Origin of the sequence: Streptomyces sp. NBC_01537 (genome assembly GCF_045040445.1) — a bacterium.
Classification (GTDB): domain Bacteria; phylum Actinomycetota; class Actinomycetes; order Streptomycetales; family Streptomycetaceae; genus Actinacidiphila.
On sequence record NZ_CP109392.1, the window covers coordinates 7,522,882 to 7,544,760 of the forward strand.

The window sequence follows — 21,879 nt, forward strand, 5'->3', positions numbered from 1 at the left end:
GGCGATGGCGGAACACACCAAGTCGAGCATCACGATCGACGCGGCCCCGGCCGACGTCATGGGAGTCATCTCCGACTTCGCGCGGTACCCCGAGTGGACCGGTGAGGTGAAGGAGGCGGAGGTGCTCTCCGCCGACGCCCAGGGCCGCGCCGAGCAGGTCCGCCTGCTGCTGGACGCGGGCGCGATCAAGGACGACCACACGCTCGCGTACAGCTGGGTGGGCGGCAACGAGGTCCGCTGGTCGCTGGTCAAGTCCCAGATGCTGCGCACGCTGGACGGCGCCTACGTGCTCGCGCCGCTGGACGGCGGCAAGAGCACCGAGGTCACCTACCAGCTGACCGTGGACGTCAAGATCCCGATGCTCGGGATGATCAAGCGCAAGGCGGAGAAGGTCATCATCGACCGCGCTCTGGCCGGACTGAAGAAGCGCGTCGAGTCCCAGTCCCCGCCCAAGTCCGCGTCCCAGGCCTGAGGTGCGCACACTCCTCGTCACCGGCCCCGGCGGCTCCGGCCGCACCACGATCGCCGCGGCGACCGCAGTCGCCGAGGCCCGGCGGGGCCGGCGCGTCCTGCTGCTCCCCGCCCAGCGTGGTGGTGCCTTCTCCGGCGACCTGCCCGGCGTCCGCGTCATCCGCACCGACCCGGCCGCGTCCTTCCGGGCCGACGCCTTGGACGTGCAGGGCCGCCTCGGCTCGGTCCTCGACCTCCTCGGCGCCGCCCCGCTCGACCCCGAGGAGCTCACCGAGCTGCCCGGCGCCGACACCCTCGCCCTGCTGCGCGCCCTGCGCGACGCGGCTTCCGAGGACACCTGGGATCTCGTCGTGGCCGACCTCCCGCCCGTCCACGAGGCCCTCGCCGCCCTCGCGCTCCCCGAGCAGCTGCGCCGCTACCTCGGCCGGCTCGTCCCCGCCGAACGGCAGGCGGCACGCGCACTGCGCCCGGTGCTCGCCCAGCTCGCGGGCGTCCCCATGCCGGGGGAGCGGCTCTACGAAGCCGCCGGGCGGGCGGATGTGGAACTGGCCGCCGCGCAGGCCGTGATCGAGGACCCCGGCACGACCGTACGGCTGGTCGTGGAGCCCGGTGCGCATGCCGCCGACGCGATCCGGCATGCGCGTACCGGGCTGGCCCTGTACGGCCACCGCCTGGAGGCCGTGATCGCCAACCGGCTGCTCCCGGCCGCCTCGCCGGATCCCTGGCTGGCCGAGCTGTCCGCACAGCAGCACAAGGAGCTGCGCGCCCTGCGCGCGGAGCTGGCGCAGACGCCGCTCCATGCGGTGCCCCACCTGGGCCGTGAGCCGCTGAGCGCCGACGACCTGGCGGCACTGGACCTGCCGGAGCTTGCCCTGCCAGAGGAGCTTCCCGGCCTCGCCGGTGACCGTCGTGCGAAGCCCTGGACGGTCGAGGACCGCCTCGCATCCGACGGCCACTTCCTCTGGCGGCTCCCACTGCCCGGCGCGACCCGCGAGCGCCTGGACCTGGTCCGCCGGGGCGACGAACTCGTCGTCGACGCCGAGGGCTTCCGCCGCATCCTGCCGCTGCCCTCCGCGCTGCGCCGCTGCACGGTCGCCGGAGCCTCGCTGCGCGAGGGGGCTCTGAGCGTCCGGTTCGAACCCGACCCGAGCCTGTGGCCCCGCTGACCCGGTAACGTCGATACATGAGCAGCGAATCCACCGAACGCATCGACACCGACGCCTGGGCCAAGGCCAGCGCCGAGGACATCGCGGCGGAGAACGCACGCCGTCGCGAACAGGCAGGTCAGGGCCCCGGCAGCGCCGCCGACGAACTGCGCCGGCTCGCGGAGGCAGTGGCCGACCGGATCGCCGTGCTGCGCAGCCCGGCCGTCACGATCGCCGCCGAGACCGTCATCTCGCAGGTCAAACAGGTCGTCGAGCCGATAAGGGAACGCAATCCCGAGGTCTTCGACCACCTGGCCACGGCCGGCTCCGAACTGCTGGCCGCCTACCGCTCGGCTGTCGCAGGTCAGGAGGCCCGCTGGACGGCCAAGCGGCCCGCAAGCCCTACCGAGCACATTGACCTGGACTGACGATTCACTCCGGTACGGTTGGACGCAGCGGGGATCGACCGAATACTGAGGGACACATGGGACTCACCATCGGCGTCGACATCGGCGGCACCAAGATCGCGGCCGGTGTGGTCGACGAAGAAGGCTCGATTCTCGAGACCGTCAAGGTGCCGACCCCGCCGACCCCCGAAGGGGTGGTCGACGCCATCGCCGCCGCGGTCCGCGATGTCAGCGTGAACCACGCCGTCGAGGCCGTCGGCATCGGCGCCGCCGGTTACGTGGACGACAAGCGCGCCACCGTGCTGTTCGCCCCCAACATCAACTGGCGTCACGAGCCGCTCAAGGACAAGGTCGAGCAGCGCGTCGGCCTTCCCGTCGTCGTCGAGAACGACGCCAACGCCGCAGCCTGGGGCGAGTACCGCTTCGGCGCCGGCCAGGGCCACGAAGACGTCATCTGCATCACCCTCGGGACCGGTCTCGGCGGCGGCATCATCATCGGCAACAAGCTCCGCCGCGGGCGCTTCGGCGTCGCCGGCGAGTTCGGCCACATCCGGATGGTCCCCGACGGCCTGCTCTGCGGCTGCGGCAGCCAGGGCTGCTGGGAGCAGTACGCGTCCGGGCGGGCGCTCGTGCGGTACGCCAAGCAGCGTGCCGTCGCCCAGCCCGAGAACGCGGCCCTTCTCCTCTCCCTCGGCGACGGCACCGCCGACGGCATCGAAGGCCAGCACATCAGCGCCGCCGCCCGTGGCGGCGACAAGGTCGCCGTCGACTCCTTCCGCGAACTCGCCCGCTGGGCCGGCGCCGGTCTCGCCGACCTCGCCTCCCTCTTCGACCCCTCCGCCTTCATCGTCGGCGGCGGCGTCTCAGACGAGGGCGAGCTCGTCCTCGAACCCATCCGCAAGTCCTTCCGCCGCTGGCTCGTCGGCGGCCAGTACCGGCCCCACGCCCAGGTCCTTGCCGCCCAGCTGGGCGGCAAGGCGGGCCTCGTCGGCGCGGCGGACCTGGCCCGCCAGGGCTGAGTTTCTGACGCCGCCCTCGTCCGGCGTGCCGTGGGCACCGCCTCTTGGCGGCCGAGGGGCAGGACGGTGCCCTTAGGGGCGCGGGGAACTGCGCGACCAGCCGGCCACGGCCCGCACTCGGCGACGGGCCGCACACGATGGCGCCCAACCGGGGTCCGGGGGCGGAGCCCCCGGTTTCGGGAAGGGGCGGGGTGGGGGACAACCCCTCCGTGCTGCTGGCAGATCTCCCCGCGTCCCGCACGGAGCGAGACGGCTCCGCCGTCATCCGCGTGCTGAGCTACAACGTCCGCTCCCTGCGCGACGACGAGGCCGCCCTCGCCCGCGTCATCCGCGCCTGTGCGCCGGACCTCGCGCTCATTCAGGAGGCGCCGCGCTTCTTCCGATGGCGTAAGGCAGCGGCCCGCCTGGCGCGGGCCACCGAGCTGGTGTGGGTCACGGGCGGGGCGACCACGACCGGGCCGATGATCCTCTCCTCCCTCCGGGTGCGTGTGGAGCGGACCGAGGATCTGCTGCTGCCCCACCACCCCCCGCTGCACCGGCGGGGGGTGGCCACCGCCGTCGTCCGGGTCGGCAGGGCCCGGCTCTCCGTGCTGAGCTGCCATCTCAGCCTCTCCGCCCAAGAGCGTCATGCGCAGGCCGGACTGCTCCTCGACCGCCTCGCCGCAATGGGCGAACCGCACTCCGTGGTCGGCGGTGACCTCAACGACCGCCCGGACGGCCGGGCCTTCCGCCGCCTCACAGCATCGCTCCAGGACGGCTGGGCCATGAAGCCGTGGGGCGGCGAGTACACCTCCGTCCCGGAGCGGCCGCACCAGCGCATCGACGCGATCTTCGCGACCCCGGGGATCGAGGTGCTGGGGTGCGGGGTCCCGGCGGGGCTGTCCGGTATCACGGACGCCGACCTGAGGGCGGCGACCGACCATCTACCAGTGCTGGCCGCGTTGCGCGTGCCGCCCGCCGAAGGCTGACGGTGGCGGGGGTGCGTGGGCGGCCTCGCCGCTGCGTCCGGTTTGTGCCCACCCTCCCCCACAGCTTCGCGTGGGGGGACCCCACCTCGCTGCGCTCGCCGTGCGGAACGCCTGCCCACAAACCGGTCAGACGACCGCGCCGCCGCCCGGGAGGTCGTCGTCATCGTCGCCGCCCGGCCGCATGCGCGCGACGAGCGTGGCGAAGCCGCCGAGGAAGCCGCCGATGCCGACGGTGATGGCCCACCAGGGCATCTCCTGCTGGAGGAGGATGTAGACGAAAATCAGCGCGGGCCCACCGAGGACGGCAAGCCAGGCGAACTTGGTGGTGGCGTCGGCCTGGGGGAGCGGGGGCGGCTCGGGGGGCTCGAAGTGGCCCTCGTCCTCTTCCTCGATCTCGTAGTCGCGGGGACCGGAGATGACGGGGTGGATGACGATGCTGCGGGTCGCCGCCGGAGGCGGTTCCTCCGTAGCGTCCTTGGCTTCTTCCCCGGCTTCTTCCCCGGCCTCTTCGTCCCGTACGTCCACGTCCGCGCCCGCGTCGATGTCCTCCGCCGCCGGCCAGGAGCCCGTGCCGGGCTCCGGCTCGGCGTCGAAGCCGGCGACGATCTCGGCCCAGGCGGCGTCCTCGTCGACCGGATCGGGGCCGTCTTCGCGCTCAGCCACTGGGCGCTTCCTCCTTCGCGAGCCGCTGGACGAACCCGTACGACTCCTCGAAGATCTGCTCGGCGTCATGGTCCAGGGTCGCGACGTGGTAGCTGCGCTCAAGGACCCGCTCCGACACGTCGGCGGAGGAGACCCGGCCCAGCACGATCGCCGAGTTCGAGGGGTGCACGACATGGTCGACGCGGCTGTGCAGAAGCAGCAGCGGCTGCGTGACCTGCGGCAGTTCGGCCCGTACGAGCTTCCAGAAGCGGCTCAGGGAGTACACCGCGTGCAGCGGGGTCCGGTCGTAACCGGTCTCCGTCACGCCTTCCTTCGCGATGTCGCTGGCGATGCCCGGCACGGACGGCACGAGGTGCCGGAGCACCGGCACGGCCTTGATCGGGATGCCGTCGGCCTTCACCGAGGGGTTGACCAGGACGATGCCGCTGATCGCGTCGCCGTGCTGCGCGGCGAGGTGCAGGGTGAGAGCCCCGCCCATGGACATGCCGAAGACGAAGACCTGGGAGCAGGTGGCGCTGAGGGAGCGCAGCTCGCGGTCCACCTCGGCGTACCAGTCCTGCCAGCCGGTGAGCTGCATGTCCTGCCAGCGGGTGCCGTGGCCGGGCAGCAGCGGGACCGAGACCGTCAGGCCGCGCGCGGCGAGATGGTCGGCCCAGGGGCGCAGCGATTGCGGCGTACCGGTGAAGCCGTGGCAGAGCAGCACGCCGATCTCGCCGCCGTCATGGCGGAAGGGCTCGGCTCCGGGCATGAGCGGCACCGTGTGTCTCCTGTTCGCGATGGATTACCTCACAGTACGCGGACGGCCTGCGCCGGGGGAGAGCCCCGGGCGATCTGGCGTTAAGGTCTTTCCGTCAGACACAGGAGGTCATGGGTTGTTGTACGGCGTGATGAAGGTCGCTATCGGCTCGCCTCTCAAGGCCGCCTTCCGGCCATGGGTGGAGGGGCTGGAGAACATCCCCGAGGAGGGGGGCGCGATCCTTGCGAGCAACCACTTGTCCTTCTCCGACTCCTTCTTCCTTCCGGCGGTGCTGGACCGCAAGGTCACTTTCATCGCCAAGGCGGAGTACTTCACCTCCCCCGGCGTGAAGGGCAAGCTCACCGCCGCCTTCTTCAAGGGCGTCGGCCAGCTCCCCGTGGACCGCTCCGGCGCGCGCGGGGCCGGTGAGGCCGCGATCCGCAGCGGGATAAGGGTCATCGAGTCCGGTGAGCTCTTCGGTATCTACCCCGAGGGCACCCGCTCGCCCGACGGCCGCCTCTACCGCGGCAAGCCCGGCGGCCTCGCCCGGATCGCGCTGGCCACCGGCGCGCCCGTGATCCCGGTCGCGATGATCGACACCGAGAAGATCCAGCCGCCCGGCAAGGTCATGCCCAGGCTGATGCGGCCCGGCATCCGGATCGGCAAGCCGCTGGACTTCAGCCGCTACCACGGCATGGACGGCGACCGCTTCATCCTGCGCGCGGTGACCGACCAGGTCATGTACGAGATCATGAAGCTCTCCGGCCAGGAGTACGAGGACATCTACGCGACCGCCGCGAAGCGGCAGATCGCTGAGGCGAAGAAGCAAGCCGAGTAACTCGGCAGGGGCGAGGGGACATGGGGGACAAGAGCAAGGCCGTACGGATCAGAACCCGGCCACCACGGGTCGTGCGGATGTCGGTCGAGCAGCCGCTCTGGCGCGCGCTCACCGCCTACCGGCTGCTGACGCTCGTGTACGCCATCGGCCTCTTCGCCATCGGCTGGGACGAGGACGAGTACCAGCGCCCCTGGGCCGGAGTCGCCTATCTCGCGCTGCTCGCCGTGTGGACGCTGGTCACGCTCGGCCGGGTGAGCTCGGCGCAGCGCTGTACCAAGCGCTTCCTGGTCGCCGACATCAGCGTCGCGCTCGGCGGCATCCTGCTCACCCCGCTCGTCGCCACCCACCAGCGGATCCTCGACGGCGGTCCCACGCTCCCGTCGATATGGACCGCCGGCGCCGTCCTGGCCTTCGCCATCAAGGGCGGCTGGCGCTGGGCCGCGGTCACCTCCGCGCTGGTCGGCGTCGCCAATGTCATCGAGCGGGGCGGGCTGTCCCGGGACACCGTGCACAACGTCCTGCTGGTGTGCATCGCCAGCATCGCCATCGGCTATGTCGTCGAGGTCGCCCGCACCAGCGAGCGCGTCCTCGCCCGTGCCCTGCGCATCGAGGCCGCCACCCGGGAGCGCGAGCGGCTCGCCCGTGACATTCACGACGGCGTCCTGCAGGTGCTGGCCATGGTCCAGCGGCGCGGTGCCGAGATCGGCGGCGAGGCGGAGGCGCTCGGCCGGATGGCCGGTGAGCAGGAGGTCGCCCTGCGCGCCCTGGTGGCCGCCGGCCCGGCCCCGGTCCCGGCCTCGGCCTCGGTCGCCGATGACCTCGTACGTACCGTGGTCCCGCTGCAGAGCCTGGACCGTGAGCCGGACGCCCCCCTGGACCTGTCCGCGCTGCTCGCTTCCCTCGCCTCGTCCGGGGTCACCGTCGCCGCCCCCGGCACCGCCGTCATGCTGCCGACCTACGCCGCCGGCGAGCTGGTCGCGGCGGTGCGGGCCGCCCTGGACAACGTGGCGCGGCACGCCGGGGACGGCGCCCACGCCTGGATCCTGCTGGAGGACGAGCCGGACGCCGTGCTGGTCAGCGTCCGCGACAACGGGCCCGGGATCCCCGAGGGCCGGCTCGCCGACGCGGAGAAGGAAGGCCGGCTCGGGGTCGCCCAGTCGATCCGCGGCCGGCTGCGGGACCTCGGCGGGACGGTGGAGGTCGTCTCGGTGCCGGGGCAGGGAGCGGAAGTCGAAATGAGGCTGAAGAAATGACGGACGGTGCCGTGAGCACGACCGTGAAGGTGATGGTGGTCGACGACCACCCCATGTGGCGCGACGCGGTCGCCCGTGACCTGACCGAGGGCGGTTTCGAGGTCGTCGCCACCGCCGGTGACGGCCCGGAGGCCGTACGCCGTGCCAAGGCCGCCCAGCCCCAGGTGCTGGTCCTCGACCTCAACCTCCCCGGCCTGTCCGGTGTCCAGGTCTGCAAGGCTGTCATCGGCGACAACCCGGCCCTGCGCGTCCTCGTGCTGTCCGCCAGCGGCGAGCACGCCGATGTCCTGGAAGCCGTCAAGTCCGGCGCCACGGGCTATCTGCTGAAGTCCGCGGGCCGTGACGAGCTCCTCGACGCCGTCCGCCGCACCGCCGTCGGCGACCCCGTCTTCACCCCCGGCCTCGCCGGTCTCGTCCTCGGCGAATACCGCCGCCTCGCCTCCGACCCCGCCCCGGCCGCCCCCGACGAGCCCGAGGCCCCCCGTATCACCGACCGGGAGACCGAGGTCCTCCGCCTTGTCGCCAAGGGCCTCAGCTACAAGCAGATCGCCGAGCGTCTCGTCATCTCCCACCGGACCGTCCAGAACCACGTCCAGAACACCCTCGGCAAGCTCCAGCTCCACAACCGCGTCGAGCTGGTCCGTTATGCGATAGAACGCGGCCTGGACGACTGAGACCCGTCCGGCTGGGCGGACGGCTCGTCAATGAACATGCTTTGCCCGGCAGATGAACATCTCAAGATCAGACGGTCCGACAAGTCAACAGTATGTCTGTGCGAGGTAAAGCTAATCTGAGAAGTATGGCTCTTGCGTTCGGGTTCCCCGCATGATCGAGCGATTCTGTGCCGATCTTGTCGGGGGCCTGTGCTGTGACTGTCAGACCGTTCCACCGCTCTGCCCGCCGTGCCGCCTCGCGGAAGCGTTGGTTCCGGGCGACTGCGATGCTTCTGGTCACCTGCATGGCCCTGATGTGGACGACGCAGGAGGCGGTGGCGGCCGGGGCGACGCTGCCGGCGCTGTCGATGCCCGATCTGTCCTCGGTCGGACGGTGGTTCACCGACCCGCACTGGGGCAAGCTGCCACAGGAGAAGGCGGGCACCGCCGCGGGGCACAGTCATCGCGCCTCCGCGGCCTCCACGCGGGCGGGCGGCGGTTCGGGGCGCAAGCCCGGCAAGGGCAAGGGACAGCTCGCCACCTACACGCCCTACAAGCAGACCTTCAAGCGGGGCGGCAGCGCCAAGGTCACCGGCTTCTCGGCGAAGACCAGCAAGCGGGTCCCGGCCAAGTCGAGCGCGACCTCGACCCTGTTCCGGAACTCGGACGGGTCCTTCACCCGCAAGGTATCCGAGGGGACCGTCAACTACCGTGACTCCTCGGGCACTTGGCGGCCGATCGACACCCGCGTGAGCAAGGGCGCCGACGGCCGCTGGCACGAGGACGCCAACTCCCTCACCGTCGACTTCGCCGCGCAGGCCGCCGACCCCGCGCTGGCCTCCTTCGCGGTGGACGCCAAGCACAGCCTGTCCTACGGCCTGCGGGGCGCCGCGAAGGTGACCGCCCGGGTGTCCGGAGCGAAGACGACCTACCCCGGTGTCCTGCCCCACACCGATGTGTCCCTGTCCCCGGTCGCCACCGGGCTCAAGGAAGCCATCGTGCTGCACTCGGCCCAGGCCGCCAACACCTGGGTCTTCCCGCTGGACCTCAAGGGCCTGCGGCCGGTCGCGGCCGAATCCGGCCGGATCGACCTGGTCAACGCCGCGGGCAAGACCGTCGAGGTGATCCCGCCCGCGTACGCCTACGACTCCAAGGTCGACCCGCACTCCGGCGAACCGGCCACCACCCACGCGGTGACGTACGCCCTGTCCACGGTCTCCGGTGTGCCGCAGCTGACGGTCACCCTGAACCCGGCGTGGCTGCACGACGCCGCCCGGGTCTTCCCGGTGACCGTGGACCCGACCATCACGACCTGGTCCAACACCACGTACGCGGAGACGAACAACGTCGCCGACCACTCCGGCGAGCAGACCATCAAGGTCGGCTCCTACGACTCCGGGACCCACAAGGCGAACGCCTTCGAGAACACCTGGTACAAGCCGTTCGACGGCTCCAACGTCACGGTGACCGCCGCCTCCATGCACCTGTTCGACACCTGGGCCTCGACCTGCACCGCCGAGCGCTTCGACGTCGCCCAGATCAGCACCTCCTGGTCGCCCTTCGCGACCTCCACCTACACCTACCCGGGCCCGGCCTACGGCTCCTCGATCGGCAACACCACGCCCACCGTCGCCAACGCCTGCGCCAACACCGCGGCGGACCGCACCGTCGGCGACTGGGTGTCCGTGACCCTGGCCAACAGCGCGATCCAGAAGTGGGCCAGCGGCACCCTCGCCGACTACGGCGTCGCGGTCTACGCCTCGACCACCGACGCCCTGCACTGGAAGCAGTTCGGCTCCGTCAACGACTCGGGCTACGAGCCGTACCTGACGTACACGTACACCGGCAATGCCGCCCCGGAGATGATCACTCGCTACCCGGGCAACAACACCACCGCCCAGACCCTCACCCCCGAGCTGGAGGGGGCGGCCGCCGACGACGGCTCGCCCAACACCAGCCTGAAGTACGACTTCAAGGTCTACGACCCGTCCGGCACCCTGGTCTCCGACTCGGGTCTGGTCTCCTCGGGCAACTGGACCGTGCCGTCGGGCAAGCTCAAGTGGGGGCAGACGTACTACTGGGCGGTGCAGGCCTACGACGGAGCGCTGTATTCGGCGGCCGGCTCCTGGTCCAGCCTGACCGTGCAGGTGCCGCAGCCCGCGATCACCTCGTCGCTGTCGCAGAACAGCAGCGACCACGGCTTCGACCCGTCGATCGGCAACTACACGACCTCCGACACCGACGCGTCGGTCTCCACGGTCGGCCCGGCGCTGGACGTGGACCGCAGCTACAACTCGCGTGACCCGCGCATCACCGGCGCCTTCGGAGCAGGGTGGTCCTCGGTCTTCGACTCCAGGGCCACCGAGGTGACCAACGCCTCCGGGACGGTGACCAGCGTCAACGTCACCTATCCGGACGGTTCCGAGGTCGGCTACGGCAAGAACTCCGACGGCACCTTCTCCGCCTCCTCCGGCCGGTTCGCCACGCTGAAGAGCGTCAGCACCCCTGACCCCGGCTACACGCTCACCGACAAGAACGACACCGTCTACACCTTCACCAAACTGCTCAGCTCCGGTGTGTACGGCATCAACTCGGTGACCGACGCGGACGGCCGTGCGGTCAGCTTCACCTGGACCTTGGGCCACATCACCCTGATGACGTCGGCGGTCTCCGGCCGGACCCTGGAACTCCAGTGGTCCACCCCCACCGGCGCCACCGCCGCGCACGTCAAGTACGTGTTCACCCAGGCCGCCGACCCCACCGACAGCTCCACCACCGAGGACTGGGAGTACCTCTACACCGGTGACGCACTCACCACGGTGTGCGCCCCCACCACCTGGTCCCACTGCACCCAGTACGGCTACGCCTCGTCCTCGGGCTACCTGAACCAGTCCATGGACCGCTCGCCGGACTCCTTCTGGCCGCTGTCGGAGTCCTCGGGCACCACCGCCGCCAGCCAGGTGCTCACCAACGAGGGCTCCGACAACGCCACGTACTCCAATGTCACCCTCGGCCAGAGCGGCCCCCTGGCCGGCAGCAGCACCACAGCCGCGGGCTTCAACGGCACGACCTCCTACGTCCAGCTGCCCAACAGCCTGGCGACGGCCGCCACGTCGATATCGGTCTCCCTGTGGTTCAAGACCGCGACCGCTCCCGGTGTGCTGTGGTCGTACTCCGACTCCTCGATGGACAACGCCACCACATCCGGGCAGTACACCCCGTCGATGTACGTCGGCACGGACGGCAAGCTCAACGCGGAGTTCTGGTACGCGGGCGGCATTGCCCCCATCGTCTCCAGCGCCTCGGTGGCCGACGGCAACTGGCACCACGTGGTGCTGTCCGGAGCCGGCAACTCCCAGACCCTGTACCTGGACGGCGCGGCGGTCGGCAGCAAGTCGGGCTCCATCTCCTGGGGCGGCGGCTTCTCCACCTTCCTGCAGTCCCGCGACTACCTGGGCGCCGGCTTCCTGGGCGGCGGCTGGCCCGACGAGCCGCACGCCGGCGCCAGCGGCAACACTGGGTACGCGACCTACTTCAAGGGCTCGATCGCGGACGCCGCCGTCTACGGCTCCGCGCTCACCCAGGCCGACGTGACGGCCCTGTACGGCTCGGGTACCCAGGCCGCCAGCCTGCTGACCTCGGTGACCCGTCCCTCGGGCAAGGCCTACGCGGCCGTCACCTACGACCCGGTCAGCACTGCGGTCACCCACCTGACCGACGAGAGCGGCGGGTCCTGGACGCTGCCCGCGCCGACCGTGACCGGCTCCAGCCAGGTCTACAAGTCCGCGATCATGGGCGGCGCGCCCTCGGGTTACTGGCGCCTGGGCGACGCGGCGGGCTCGGCCTCCGCGGTGGACGAGGTCAAGGGCGGCTCCGGCACCTACGCCAATGTGACGCTCGGCGCCACCGGACCCTTCTCCGACAACTCGGCGGCGACCTTCAACGGCAGCAGCTCATACGTCGAGGTGCCCGCCGCCACCCTGCACTCCACCAGCGACCGCAGCGTCGAACTGTGGTTCAAGACCGCGACCTCCGGCGTCCTCATGGGCGACCAGTCCGTCGCCATCGCCGGAGCGACCGCCGCCTCCGGCTCCTGGACCCCGGTCCTCTACGTCGGCGCCGACTACAAACTGCACGGCCACTTCTGGAGCGGCAGCGGCACCGGCTCCACCGCCTTCGGCTCCACCAGTACGGTCAACGACAGCACCTGGCACCACGTAGTGCTCACGGTGTCCGGCAGCACCCAGATCATGTACCTCGACGGCGTGCAGCAGGCCACGTACTCCGGCGCCCCCAACGACCAGGCCAACACCCACGTCTACATAGGCGCCGGCTTCGCCAAGAGCTGGGTCAACACACCCGGCGAGGTCAGCTGGTTCAACGGCTCGATCGCCGAAGCCGCCGTCTACCACCAGGCCCTGACCGCGCAGGACGTCGCCGCCCACTACGCGGCGGCCCAGAACTCCGGTGGCGTAGCCCCGGTGGAGACCTCCACGGTCACCGATCCGGCCGGCAAGACCTCGACGTACACCTACGACCCGGAGAACGGGAGCCGGATCCTGTCGGAGACCGACGGGCTCGGCAACAAGACCTCGTACGGCTACGACACCGGCGGCTTCGAGCACACCGTCACCGACCCGGACGGTGACACGACGGTGACCGGCCACGATGTGCGCGGCAACACCGTCTCGGTGACCACCTGCCAGAACCAGGTGGCCAACAAGTGCTCCAGCCAGTACTTCACCTACTACCCCGACGACACCACCGCGCAGCTGACCACCGCCGACGCGCGCAATGACCTGCTGCTCACCCAGCGCGACGGCCGCTCGTCCTCGGCGACCGACACCACCTATCTGACCTCGTACGGCTACGACACCGCCGGCGACCAGACGACGGTGACCACCCCGGCGGTGCCCGGGTTCCCCTCCGGGCGGACCACCACCACGGTCTACAGCGACGGCACCTCGACCTACCCGGCCACCGACACCGGCAATGTGCCCAAGGGCCTTCCGGTGAGGACGACCTCGCCGGGCGGCGCGGTCAACTCGATCGCGTATCTGAGCACCGGCGACGTGGCCCAGACCACGGACGCCGCCGGCCTGGTGACCAAGTACACGTACGACAAGCTCGGGCGGGTACTGACCAAGACCGAGGTCTCGGACGCCTATCCGGCGGGTCTGAAGACCAGCTATGTCTACGACGAGCTGGGCGAGGTCACCACGGAGACCGCCCCGCCGGTCACCGACCGGACAACCAGCGCGACCCACACAGCGGTGACCTCGACGGTCTACGACTACGACGGCGATGTCACCTCCCAGACGGTGGCCGACGCCTCCGGCGGCGACGCCTCCCGTACGACCTCGGCGACGTACAACGCCTACGACCAGGTGGCGACCCGCACCGACGCGAACGGCAACGCGGGCGCGTCCAACGGCGCGACGACGACCTATGCGTACGACTCCTCGGGCAACCTGAGCCAGGAGACCGACCAGCAGGGCAATGTCACCAAGTACACCTACGACGACAACGGGCACCTGCTCACCCAGGGCATCCAGTACACGGGCGACCCGGTCAACCCGTCCTCGGCGACCTTCCTGACGGAGTCCTCGCGGGCCTACGACCCCGCCGGGCGGCTGGCGTCGGTGACCGACGCGATGGGCAACAAGACGTCGTACACCTACACCGACGACGGTCTGACGGCGACGGTCACCAAGACCGACTCCTCGGGCAACAACCCGTTCGTCGTGGAGTCCGACACCTACGACGCGGCCGGCAACACCATCTCGACCGCCACCAACAACGGGGCGACCGTCACCAACAACGTCGTGGACGCGGCCTCGCGGACGACGACCAGCACGGACGACCCGTCGGGCCTGAACCGGGTCACCCAGGTCTCGTACACCCCCGACGACCTGGTGGCCAGCTCCAGGGAAACCGACTCGTCGGGCTACGACCGGACGACGACCGCGACCTATGACGCGATGGGCAACGAGACCTCCGAGACCGCCTACGGCGACGCCTCCGGCCACCCGGCGGGCTGGTGGAAGCTCGACCAGACCTCCGGCAGCTCGGTCACCGACTCCTCCGGCACCGGCAACACCGCCACCGCGGGCTCGGGCGTGACCTGGTCGGACGGGGCCGCCAAGTTCGCCGGGACCACCACCGGGACCGGCAGCGACATCGCCACCAACGGACCGGTCCTGGACACCAGCGCCTCGTACACCGTCTCGGCCTGGGTCAACCTGACCGACACCTCGACCTTCCGCACCTTCGTCGCCCAGGGCGGCACCAACCGGTCGGCCTTCTACCTCCAGTACGCCTCGACCACGGGCGTCTACCGGCTCATCGCCCCCAGCGAGGACTCCTCGGGCGCCCCGACCGCGTACTACACGGCGTCCGCGAGCTCGGCCCCGACGCTGAACACCTGGACCCACCTGGTGGGTGTGTTCGACGCCACCACCGGCGCGATCAAGCTCTACGTCAACGGCACGCTGGCCGGTTCCGGCACCGATTCCACGCCGTGGACCGGTTCGGGACCGTTGTCGATCGGCGGTGCCCAGACGGCCGGAGGCACCGTCAGCAACGTGGTGGCCGGTTCGGTCGGCGATGTGCAGACCTACCAGCGGGCCCTGTCCGCCACCGAGATCACCTCGCTGTACGGCAAGGGCCGCAGCGGCGGCACCGTCGGCTCCTCCGACCAGCTGACCACCAAGCACACGTACGACCAGCGTGGCCTGGAGACGTCCATGACGGACGCCGACACCAACACCACGAACTACACCTATGACGAGGCCGGCGAACTGACGCTGACCACCGAGCCGGTGGCGTCGGTCGAGACGGTCGGCGGCACCGCGTCGCAGGAGCGCCCGTTCTCCACAACCGGCTACAACACCTTCGGCGAGCCGGTGAAGGAAATCGACGCGGACTCCAACGAGAGCACCACCGCGTACGACGCGGACGGCAACAAGGTCTCCGAGACCCAGTCGCCCTACACCCCGCCGGGCTCGTCGACCTCCATCACACCGGTGACGGTCTACACCTACGACTCGGCGGGCAACATGACCGCCGAGACCTCGCCGGACCAGGAGACCACCAACTTCACCTACGACCAGCTCGGCGACCTGGCACAGGTCAAGGCCCCCGACGGGTCCACGACCCACACCCTGTACTACGCCGACGGCCGTCCCCAGCAGGTCACCGACGGCAACGGGGCGGTCACCCAGGCCACCTACGACTGGCTCGGCCGGCAGCTGACCTCCACGGTCCTGGAGCGCTACCCCAGCGCCCAGACCCTGACCACCATCAACTCCTACGCCTCCTCCGCCACCAACCCCGGCGGCGCCTTCCTGGCCTCGACCACCACACCGCTGGGCGTCAAGGCCTCCTACGGCTACGACAACCTGGGCGAACAGACCTCGGTGACCGACGCGGCGAGCAACACCACCCACTACACGTACGACTACCAGGGCGATCTCCAGAAGACGACCTACCCGGACAGCACCTGGACCCAGACCGACTACAACGCCCTGCAACTGCCGGTCACCACCAAGCAGTACGACGCGTCGAGCACGCTCCTGTCGACGACCTCGAACACCTACGACGGGGTCGGCAACGTCCTGTCCACCAAGGACGGCAACCAGCACACGACGACGTTCACCTATGACGCGACCGGCATGGTCACCAACGAGGTGCAGCCGGTGGACGCGTCCACCTCGGTGACCACCTCCTTCGGGTACGACGCCGCCGGGCAGCGGACCCGCTACACCGACGGCCGGGCGAACTCCTGGAAGTACTCCTACACCCCGTCCGGTCAGGTCGCCACGGTCACCGCCCCGGCCACCGGCCAGTACACCTCGGCCGCCGACTCCACGACCTCGTACACCTACAACGGTGACGGCCAGCTGACCGCGCTCACCCAGCCGGGCGGCGTGACCGAGTCGATGCAGTACGACACCGTCGGCAACCTCAAGCAGCAGTCCGGCAGCGCCGCCGACGCGGCCACCGCGACCCGCAACTTCGGCTACGACGCCCTCGGCCAGCTCACCTCCGCCACCACCACCGCGGCCGGCACCGCGGGCAAGGCCGGCTACCAGGCCGCCACCAGCGAGAACTTCACCTACGACGACCGCGGCGACCTGCTCACCGGCACCGGCGCCGGGAACAGCAGCTCCTTCGCGTACACCAAGGACGGCCTGCTGTCCTCGCGCACCGACGCGGCGGGCACGACCGGCTACACCTACGACACCGCCGACCGGCTCTACCAGCTCGCCGACGCGGCCACCGGCACCCAGCTGACGTACACCTACGACCAGCTGGAGGACCTCAAGACGATCAAGTACGGCAGCAGCGGCCAGACCCGCACCTTCTCCTACAACTCGCTGCACGAACTGACCGGCGACGCCCTGCTCCAGAGCACCACGACGCTGGCCTCGATGGCCTACGGCTACGACGGCAACGGCAACCTGACGTCGAAGACGACGACCGGTGTGAACGGCGCCTCGGCGAACACCTACACCTACGACTGGGCCAACCGGCTCAAGACGTGGAACAACGGCACCGCGACGACGACCTACGCCTACGACGCCTCCGGCAACCGCATCCAGGCAGGCTCGAACGTCTACACCTACGACGCCCGCGACGAGCTGACCTCGGACGGCGTGCACTCCTACAGCTACACCGCACGCGGCACGATGTCGGTGGACAGCACCACCAGCGCCACCACCACGTACACCGCCGACGCCTACGGGCAGCAGGTCACCGCGAGCAACCAGACCTACGGCCTGGACGCGCTGGGCCGGGTCATCACCGGCACCACCACCGACAGCTCCGGCAACACCACCAGCTCGGTGCGCACCCTGTCTTTCTCCGGCCAGGGCAACACCATCGCCGCCGACGGTTCGCACACGTACTCCTACGATCCCGCCGACGGCGTGATCGGCATCAACAGCGTCGGCGGCACCACCGCCACCGGCGTGCTCGCCCTGACCGACCAGCACGACGACGTCGTCGGCGACTTCACCTCCGGCGCCACGGCCCTGGCCGGCTCGGTCACCTACGACCCCCTGGGCAAGGTCACCTCGACCTCCAGCCTCACCGGCTCCCTGGGCTTCCAGTCCGGCTGGACCGACCCCAACACCGGCAACGTCGACATGGCCGCCCGCTGGTACAACCCCGCCGACGGCCAGTTCCTCAACAAGGACACCGTCTCCGTCAACCCCGTCCCCGACGAGGCCGAGGCCAACCCCTACGCCTACGTCGGTGACAACCCCCTGGACGACGAGGACCCCTCGGGCCACTGCAGCATGTGGTCCTGGTCCTGCGACGTCAGCGCGGTGAAGCACGTGGCCAAGAGGGTCCGCCATGCCGTCTCCCACTCCTCCGTCGGCAGGGCGGCCAAGTCCTACTACAACAAGGCGAAGAAGGTCGTCCACCGCCTGGTCAAGGCGGCCAAACGCGAAGGCAGCCGCCTCAAGCACCATGTCCAGGACGCCTACCGTGCCGGTCTGCGGCTGAAGAGACGCGTCTCCAACTACGTCTCCCGTCACGTCCGGCGGTATTACCGGGCCGCCAGGACGTACGTCAAAACCGCGGTCAAACGGGCGAAACAGGAATACCATCACGCCCGCAAGGCCGCCGCGCGGCTCGGCAACGCCATCAAGGCCAAGACCAAGTCCGCCCTGCGGGCGACCGGCAAGGCCCTGAAGACCGCCGGCACCTACGTCAAGCACCACGCCGCCGCGATCACCTCCTTCGTCGTCTCCACCGCGGTCTTCGCCGGCTGCGAGGCCCTCACCGCCGGCATCGGCACCATCGGCTGCGCCGCGGCCGCCGGAGCCGTCGGTGCCCTCGTCGACCAGGGCTTCAAGTGCGCCGACGACGGCGGCGACGCCTGCAGCGCCTCCGCCTTCGCCGAGTCCGCAGTCGAAGGCGGCGTCAGCGGCGCCCTCGGCGGAGCCCTCGGCTCCCTCGGCGGCAAGGTCATGGGCAAGCTCGCCCCCAAGGCCATGGAGGCCGTCGGCGGCCTGTTCTCCAAGGGCGCGACGGAGGCCGAGGACGACGTCGCCTCCCAGGTCACGCGGGAAGCCGAGAGCAGTTCTCCCGGCTGCTCGGTGCACAGTTTCACCGGCTCCACCAAGGTCCTGATGGCCGACGGCTCCGCCAAGGCCATCGACCAGATCAAGGTCGGTGACAAGATCACCAACGCCGTCCCGGGCCAGAAGGGCACCGAGACCCACGCCGTCACCAAAGTCATCGTCACCCACACCGACCACGACTTCGTCAAGGTCACCATCAAGGCCCCGTCCCTGAAGGCCAAGGTGGCCCGTAAGGCCGCCCTCGGCCTCGCCGCCTCAGTCGCCGGTATCGGCGCCCTCCTCGGCCTCGGTCACCACGCCTCGGGCCAGGACATCGCCCCGGCCGCGAAGGTCGTCTCCACGACCTCCGCCCACGGCACCGCCGCCGACACCACGGCGACCCTGACCACCACCTACCACCACCCCTTCTACGACGAGACCCAGCAGTCCTTCACCGACGCCAAGGACCTCCACCCCGGCGACCTCCTCCAGACGCCGACGGGGTCGGCCGAGGTCACCGAGGTCCGCCTCTTCCACGCGAACACCACCACGTACGACCTCACCATCGGTGACCTCCACACGTACTATGTGGAAGCCGGAAACACGCCGGTCCTGGTCCACAACTGCAGCCCCAGCTATTCCGAAATCCAGAACGGACAGCGCGGACCAGCCTACGCCGAGGTCTCCCCGCAGACCCTTGATGACGCGCAGAACGGGTTGATCGGTAGCGAGCCAGGGCGTGGAGCCAGGAACACTCCGGACGGATTCGTGAAGGGTGCGGGTCATTCTCGTGGACATCTCATCGGACGTCAGTTTGGCGGTGACGGTCGAGACATGAGGAATATCATTACGCAGGGGGCAACCCAGAACAATGGCGCCATTGCAGATGCCGAAAATCTGATCGCAGCGCACGTGAGAAATTCAGGAAACACTATAACTATGAGTGTGACTCCTCTTTACAGGAATGGCGGTACGCTCGCCAGTCACGTCCTTATCGAGGCCGTTGACGACTCGGGATGGTCGTTTGCCCGGACGCTCGCGAACTTCTAGAGGGATATAGTGGAATCGCTTTCCAGGCTTGCAGCGCTGTGCCCTCCGCCCCTGGCGGTGGATGTCCTGGCGCGGAAGCCGTGGCACAGTGAGGCTGCGGCTCGGATCATCCCGGTCGATCATGCCGCCATGACCGATCTCTATGGCGCCGGAAGTTTTGACGACTTCCTCTTGGTCTATGCGCTTCATTTCCCCAACCGCCACCTAGACATCGACCAGAACACCCGGGCCTCGGCTGCTTTTATGGCTCCCAAATCGGTCCCTGCTTTGCGCCGAGTCCTCGCCGAGTTCGGAGTGCTTCCGGAGAATCTTGTTCAGTGGGGTGGGACTGATAATGCCGATTCGTTTTATTGGGTACCTGCCGGCCCGCCGGAGGACTGGCCCACCATTGTTGTTGAAGCGGGGCAACTCGATTTCATGGTGCTCTTCAAGCGATCATCCGAGGTGGTGCTTCAACTCCTGGAAGGGGTGTTGAAATGTCCTTTCTTCCCCGACGATTTCCCGACCGCTCGGCCGGAGTTCATCCCGGGTCGCATCATCGACCTCGGTGAGGACTGACTCTCCGGCAGCGTCGTGCGGCAGGGCGAGTCCTCGCGGGCGGGAGGGTCACGGTTCGGTTCCGGTAGTTCACAGCCGCGCCACAGTCCGGCCCCGTTAGGCCGACCGGGTGGGGCGCGGCTCGTAGACTCCTGAACCGTGGACACGACCCTTCAGGACCCGCTCGTCGGGTACACGCTCGACGGCCGCTACCGGGTGGAGACCCGGATCGCGGTCGGCGGAATGGCCACGGTGTACCGCGCCGTGGACACCCGGCTGGACCGTGTGCTGGCGCTGAAGGTGATGCACCCGGGGCTCGCCGCGGACCGGGGCTTCGTGGAGCGGTTCATCCGGGAGGCGAAGGCGGTCGCGCGCCTGGCGCACCCGAATGTGGTGGGGGTGTACGACCAGGGGTTCGACCAGACCCCGAACGGGACGTATGTGTTCCTCGCGATGGAGTACGTGGAGGGCTGCACCCTGCGCGACGTGCTGCGCGAGCGCGGCGCGCTCCAGCCGCGGGCGGCGCTGGACATCATGGAGCCGGTGCTGGCGGGCCTGGGGGCCGCGCACCGGGCGGGGCTGGTGCACCGGGACGTGAAGCCGGAGAACGTGCTGATCGGGGATGACGGCCGGGTGAAGGTGGTGGACTTCGGCCTGGTCAGGGGCGTGGACACGCAGACGACCGGGGTCGTGGGCGGAGGCATCCTCGGTACGGCCTCGTATATGGCACCGGAGCAGATCGAGAGCGGCACGACGGACGCCCGTACGGATGTGTACGCGTGCGGGCTGGTCCTGTACGAGATGCTGACGGGCAGCAAGCCGCACGGCGGCGAGACGGCCATGCAGGTGATCTACCAGCGCCTGAACGAGGACATCGCCCCGCCGTCCGCCACCGTTCCGGGGCTGGCGCACGCGCTGGACGGGCTGGTCGCGGCCGCCGCCGCGCGGGACGCCGGGCTGCGGCCGGCCGACGCGGTGGAGATGCTGGCACGACTGCACACCGCCCGGCAGACGCTGACGCCGGAGCAGCTGGACGCGGTGCCGCCCGCCACGGGTGTCGCCTCCGAGGAGCTGACCGCGGTGGTCCCGCAGCGTCGAGCTCCGGCTTCGGCTCCGGATGCGCACCGTACGAGCCTCCTGCAGAGCCCGGTCCCGGATACGCGACGCCGCCCCCGGGCCGATCGCGGCAACCGGCGGGTCGTGGCCCTCGTGGCCGCCGTGCTGCTGGTCCTCGGCCTCGGCACAGGCGCCGTCTGGTACATCGCCGACGGCCAGTTCACCAGGACCCCGGCGGTCCTGGGCGAGCCGCAGGCGCAGGCGGTCAGGGAGCTGCGGGCGGCGGGACTCGAGGTCACGATCACCCAGGACTTCAGCGAGGCCGTCGCCAGGGGCAGGGTGATCGGGACCGACCCGGGTCCCGGCGGCCGCGTCCGGGAGAACGGCACCGTCACCCTCAACGTCTCCAAGGGGCCGGAGCGCGTACGCGTCCCCGACGTCACCGGGAAGACCCTGGCCGTCGCCAGGGCGCAGCTCCGCAAGGCCGGGCTCACCCCGGGCACGGTCACCCGGGTGTTCAGCGACGAGGTGGACGCGGGCGAGGTGATCTCCACCGACCCGAAGTCCGGGACGACCCGCTCGCCGGACAGCGCGATCGCGCTCACCGTCAGCAAGGGCGAGCCGGTGGACGCGCCGGACGTGGTCGGCGATCTCCAAGCCGACGCCGAGCAGACGCTGACGGACGCCGGGCTCAAGTTCAAGGTCGCCGCCACGCCGGTCTACTCCGACGAGGCCGACGCCGGGGCCGTCGCCGAGCAGAACCCCGCCGCGGACACCCAGCTGGCGCGGGGCGACACGGTCACCCTGACCCTCTCCAAGGGCCAGGAGATGATCGTGGTCCCGGACGTGGAGGGCAAGGACGTGGACGAGGCCAAGCAGATCCTCCAGGACGCCGGGTTCGACGTCCGCGTGATCCGCTACTTCATCACCGGCAAGGTCACCAGCCAGTCCCCGGGCGCCGGCGAGAGCGCGGCCAAGGGCAGCACGATCACCCTGTGGGTGAGCTGACG

General features: G+C 70.0%; 13 protein-coding genes. 11 read left to right on the forward strand and 2 right to left on the reverse strand.

The features are described from left to right. Nucleotides 1-4 precede the first annotated feature (4 nt). The 5 genes from OG607_RS34610 to OG607_RS34630 all read left to right on the forward strand — a co-directional run bounded on the left by OG607_RS34610 (nt 5) and on the right by OG607_RS34630 (nt 4,010). Nucleotides 5-472: an SRPBCC family protein gene (locus OG607_RS34610; protein WP_405731901.1), complete on the forward strand. Its 468-nt coding sequence runs from the start codon at nt 5-7 to the stop codon at nt 470-472. Between the two features lies 1 nt (nt 473). Then, a complete protein-coding gene (locus OG607_RS34615) occupies nt 474-1,637 on the forward strand; it encodes an ArsA family ATPase (protein ID WP_405731904.1) in 1,164 nt (387 codons plus the stop codon). Between the two features lie 17 nt (nt 1,638-1,654). Beyond that, the gene (locus tag OG607_RS34620; RefSeq protein ID WP_405731907.1) at nt 1,655-2,044 is read left to right on the forward strand and encodes a DUF5304 family protein; all 390 of its coding nucleotides are present in this window, start codon (nt 1,655-1,657) and stop codon (nt 2,042-2,044) included. A gap of 56 nt (nt 2,045-2,100) precedes the next feature. Next, nucleotides 2,101-3,042: an ROK family glucokinase gene (locus OG607_RS34625; RefSeq protein ID WP_405731910.1), complete on the forward strand. Its 942-nt coding sequence runs from the start codon at nt 2,101-2,103 to the stop codon at nt 3,040-3,042. Between the two features lie 191 nt (nt 3,043-3,233). After that, nucleotides 3,234-4,010, forward strand: coding sequence for an endonuclease/exonuclease/phosphatase family protein (locus OG607_RS34630; protein ID WP_405731913.1), 777 nt, complete (start codon nt 3,234-3,236; stop codon nt 4,008-4,010). 126 nt (nt 4,011-4,136) lie between these two features. Here OG607_RS34630 and OG607_RS34635 read toward each other — a convergent pair whose 3' ends face one another. After that, nucleotides 4,137-4,673 carry a hypothetical protein gene (locus OG607_RS34635; protein WP_405731916.1) on the reverse strand — a complete coding sequence of 179 codons (537 nt, stop codon included), beginning with the start codon at nt 4,671-4,673 and terminating at the stop codon, nt 4,137-4,139. Beyond that, nucleotides 4,666-5,430 (reverse strand): alpha/beta hydrolase, encoded by a 765-nt coding sequence (locus OG607_RS34640; RefSeq protein ID WP_405731919.1) that lies wholly within the window; start codon nt 5,428-5,430, stop codon nt 4,666-4,668. The genes OG607_RS34635 and OG607_RS34640 overlap by 8 nt, the downstream gene beginning before the upstream one ends. Before the next feature lie 115 nt (nt 5,431-5,545). Here OG607_RS34640 and OG607_RS34645 point away from each other — a divergent pair, with 115 nt between their 5' ends. The 6 genes from OG607_RS34645 to pknB all read left to right on the forward strand — a co-directional run bounded on the left by OG607_RS34645 (nt 5,546) and on the right by pknB (nt 21,877). Continuing rightward, complete coding sequence (locus OG607_RS34645) at nt 5,546-6,247, forward strand: lysophospholipid acyltransferase family protein (protein ID WP_405731922.1); 702 nt, start codon at nt 5,546-5,548, stop codon at nt 6,245-6,247. A 20-nt stretch (nt 6,248-6,267) separates the two neighbouring features. Then, nucleotides 6,268-7,500, forward strand: coding sequence for a MacS family sensor histidine kinase (gene macS, locus OG607_RS34650; protein ID WP_405731925.1), 1,233 nt, complete (start codon nt 6,268-6,270; stop codon nt 7,498-7,500). Then, nucleotides 7,497-8,174 carry a response regulator gene (locus tag OG607_RS34655; RefSeq protein ID WP_405731928.1) on the forward strand — a complete coding sequence of 226 codons (678 nt, stop codon included), beginning with the start codon at nt 7,497-7,499 and terminating at the stop codon, nt 8,172-8,174. Before macS ends, OG607_RS34655 begins: the two co-directional genes overlap by 4 nt. 266 nt (nt 8,175-8,440) lie before the next feature. Continuing rightward, nucleotides 8,441-19,276: a LamG-like jellyroll fold domain-containing protein gene (locus OG607_RS34660; RefSeq protein WP_405731931.1), complete on the forward strand. Its 10,836-nt coding sequence runs from the start codon at nt 8,441-8,443 to the stop codon at nt 19,274-19,276. 129 nt (nt 19,277-19,405) lie between these two features. After that, a complete protein-coding gene (locus OG607_RS34665; RefSeq protein WP_405731934.1) occupies nt 19,406-19,834 on the forward strand; it encodes a hypothetical protein in 429 nt (142 codons plus the stop codon). A 138-nt stretch (nt 19,835-19,972) separates the two neighbouring features. Further along, nucleotides 19,973-21,877 (forward strand): Stk1 family PASTA domain-containing Ser/Thr kinase, encoded by a 1,905-nt coding sequence (pknB, locus tag OG607_RS34670; protein WP_405731937.1) that lies wholly within the window; start codon nt 19,973-19,975, stop codon nt 21,875-21,877. Nucleotides 21,878-21,879 lie beyond the last annotated feature (2 nt).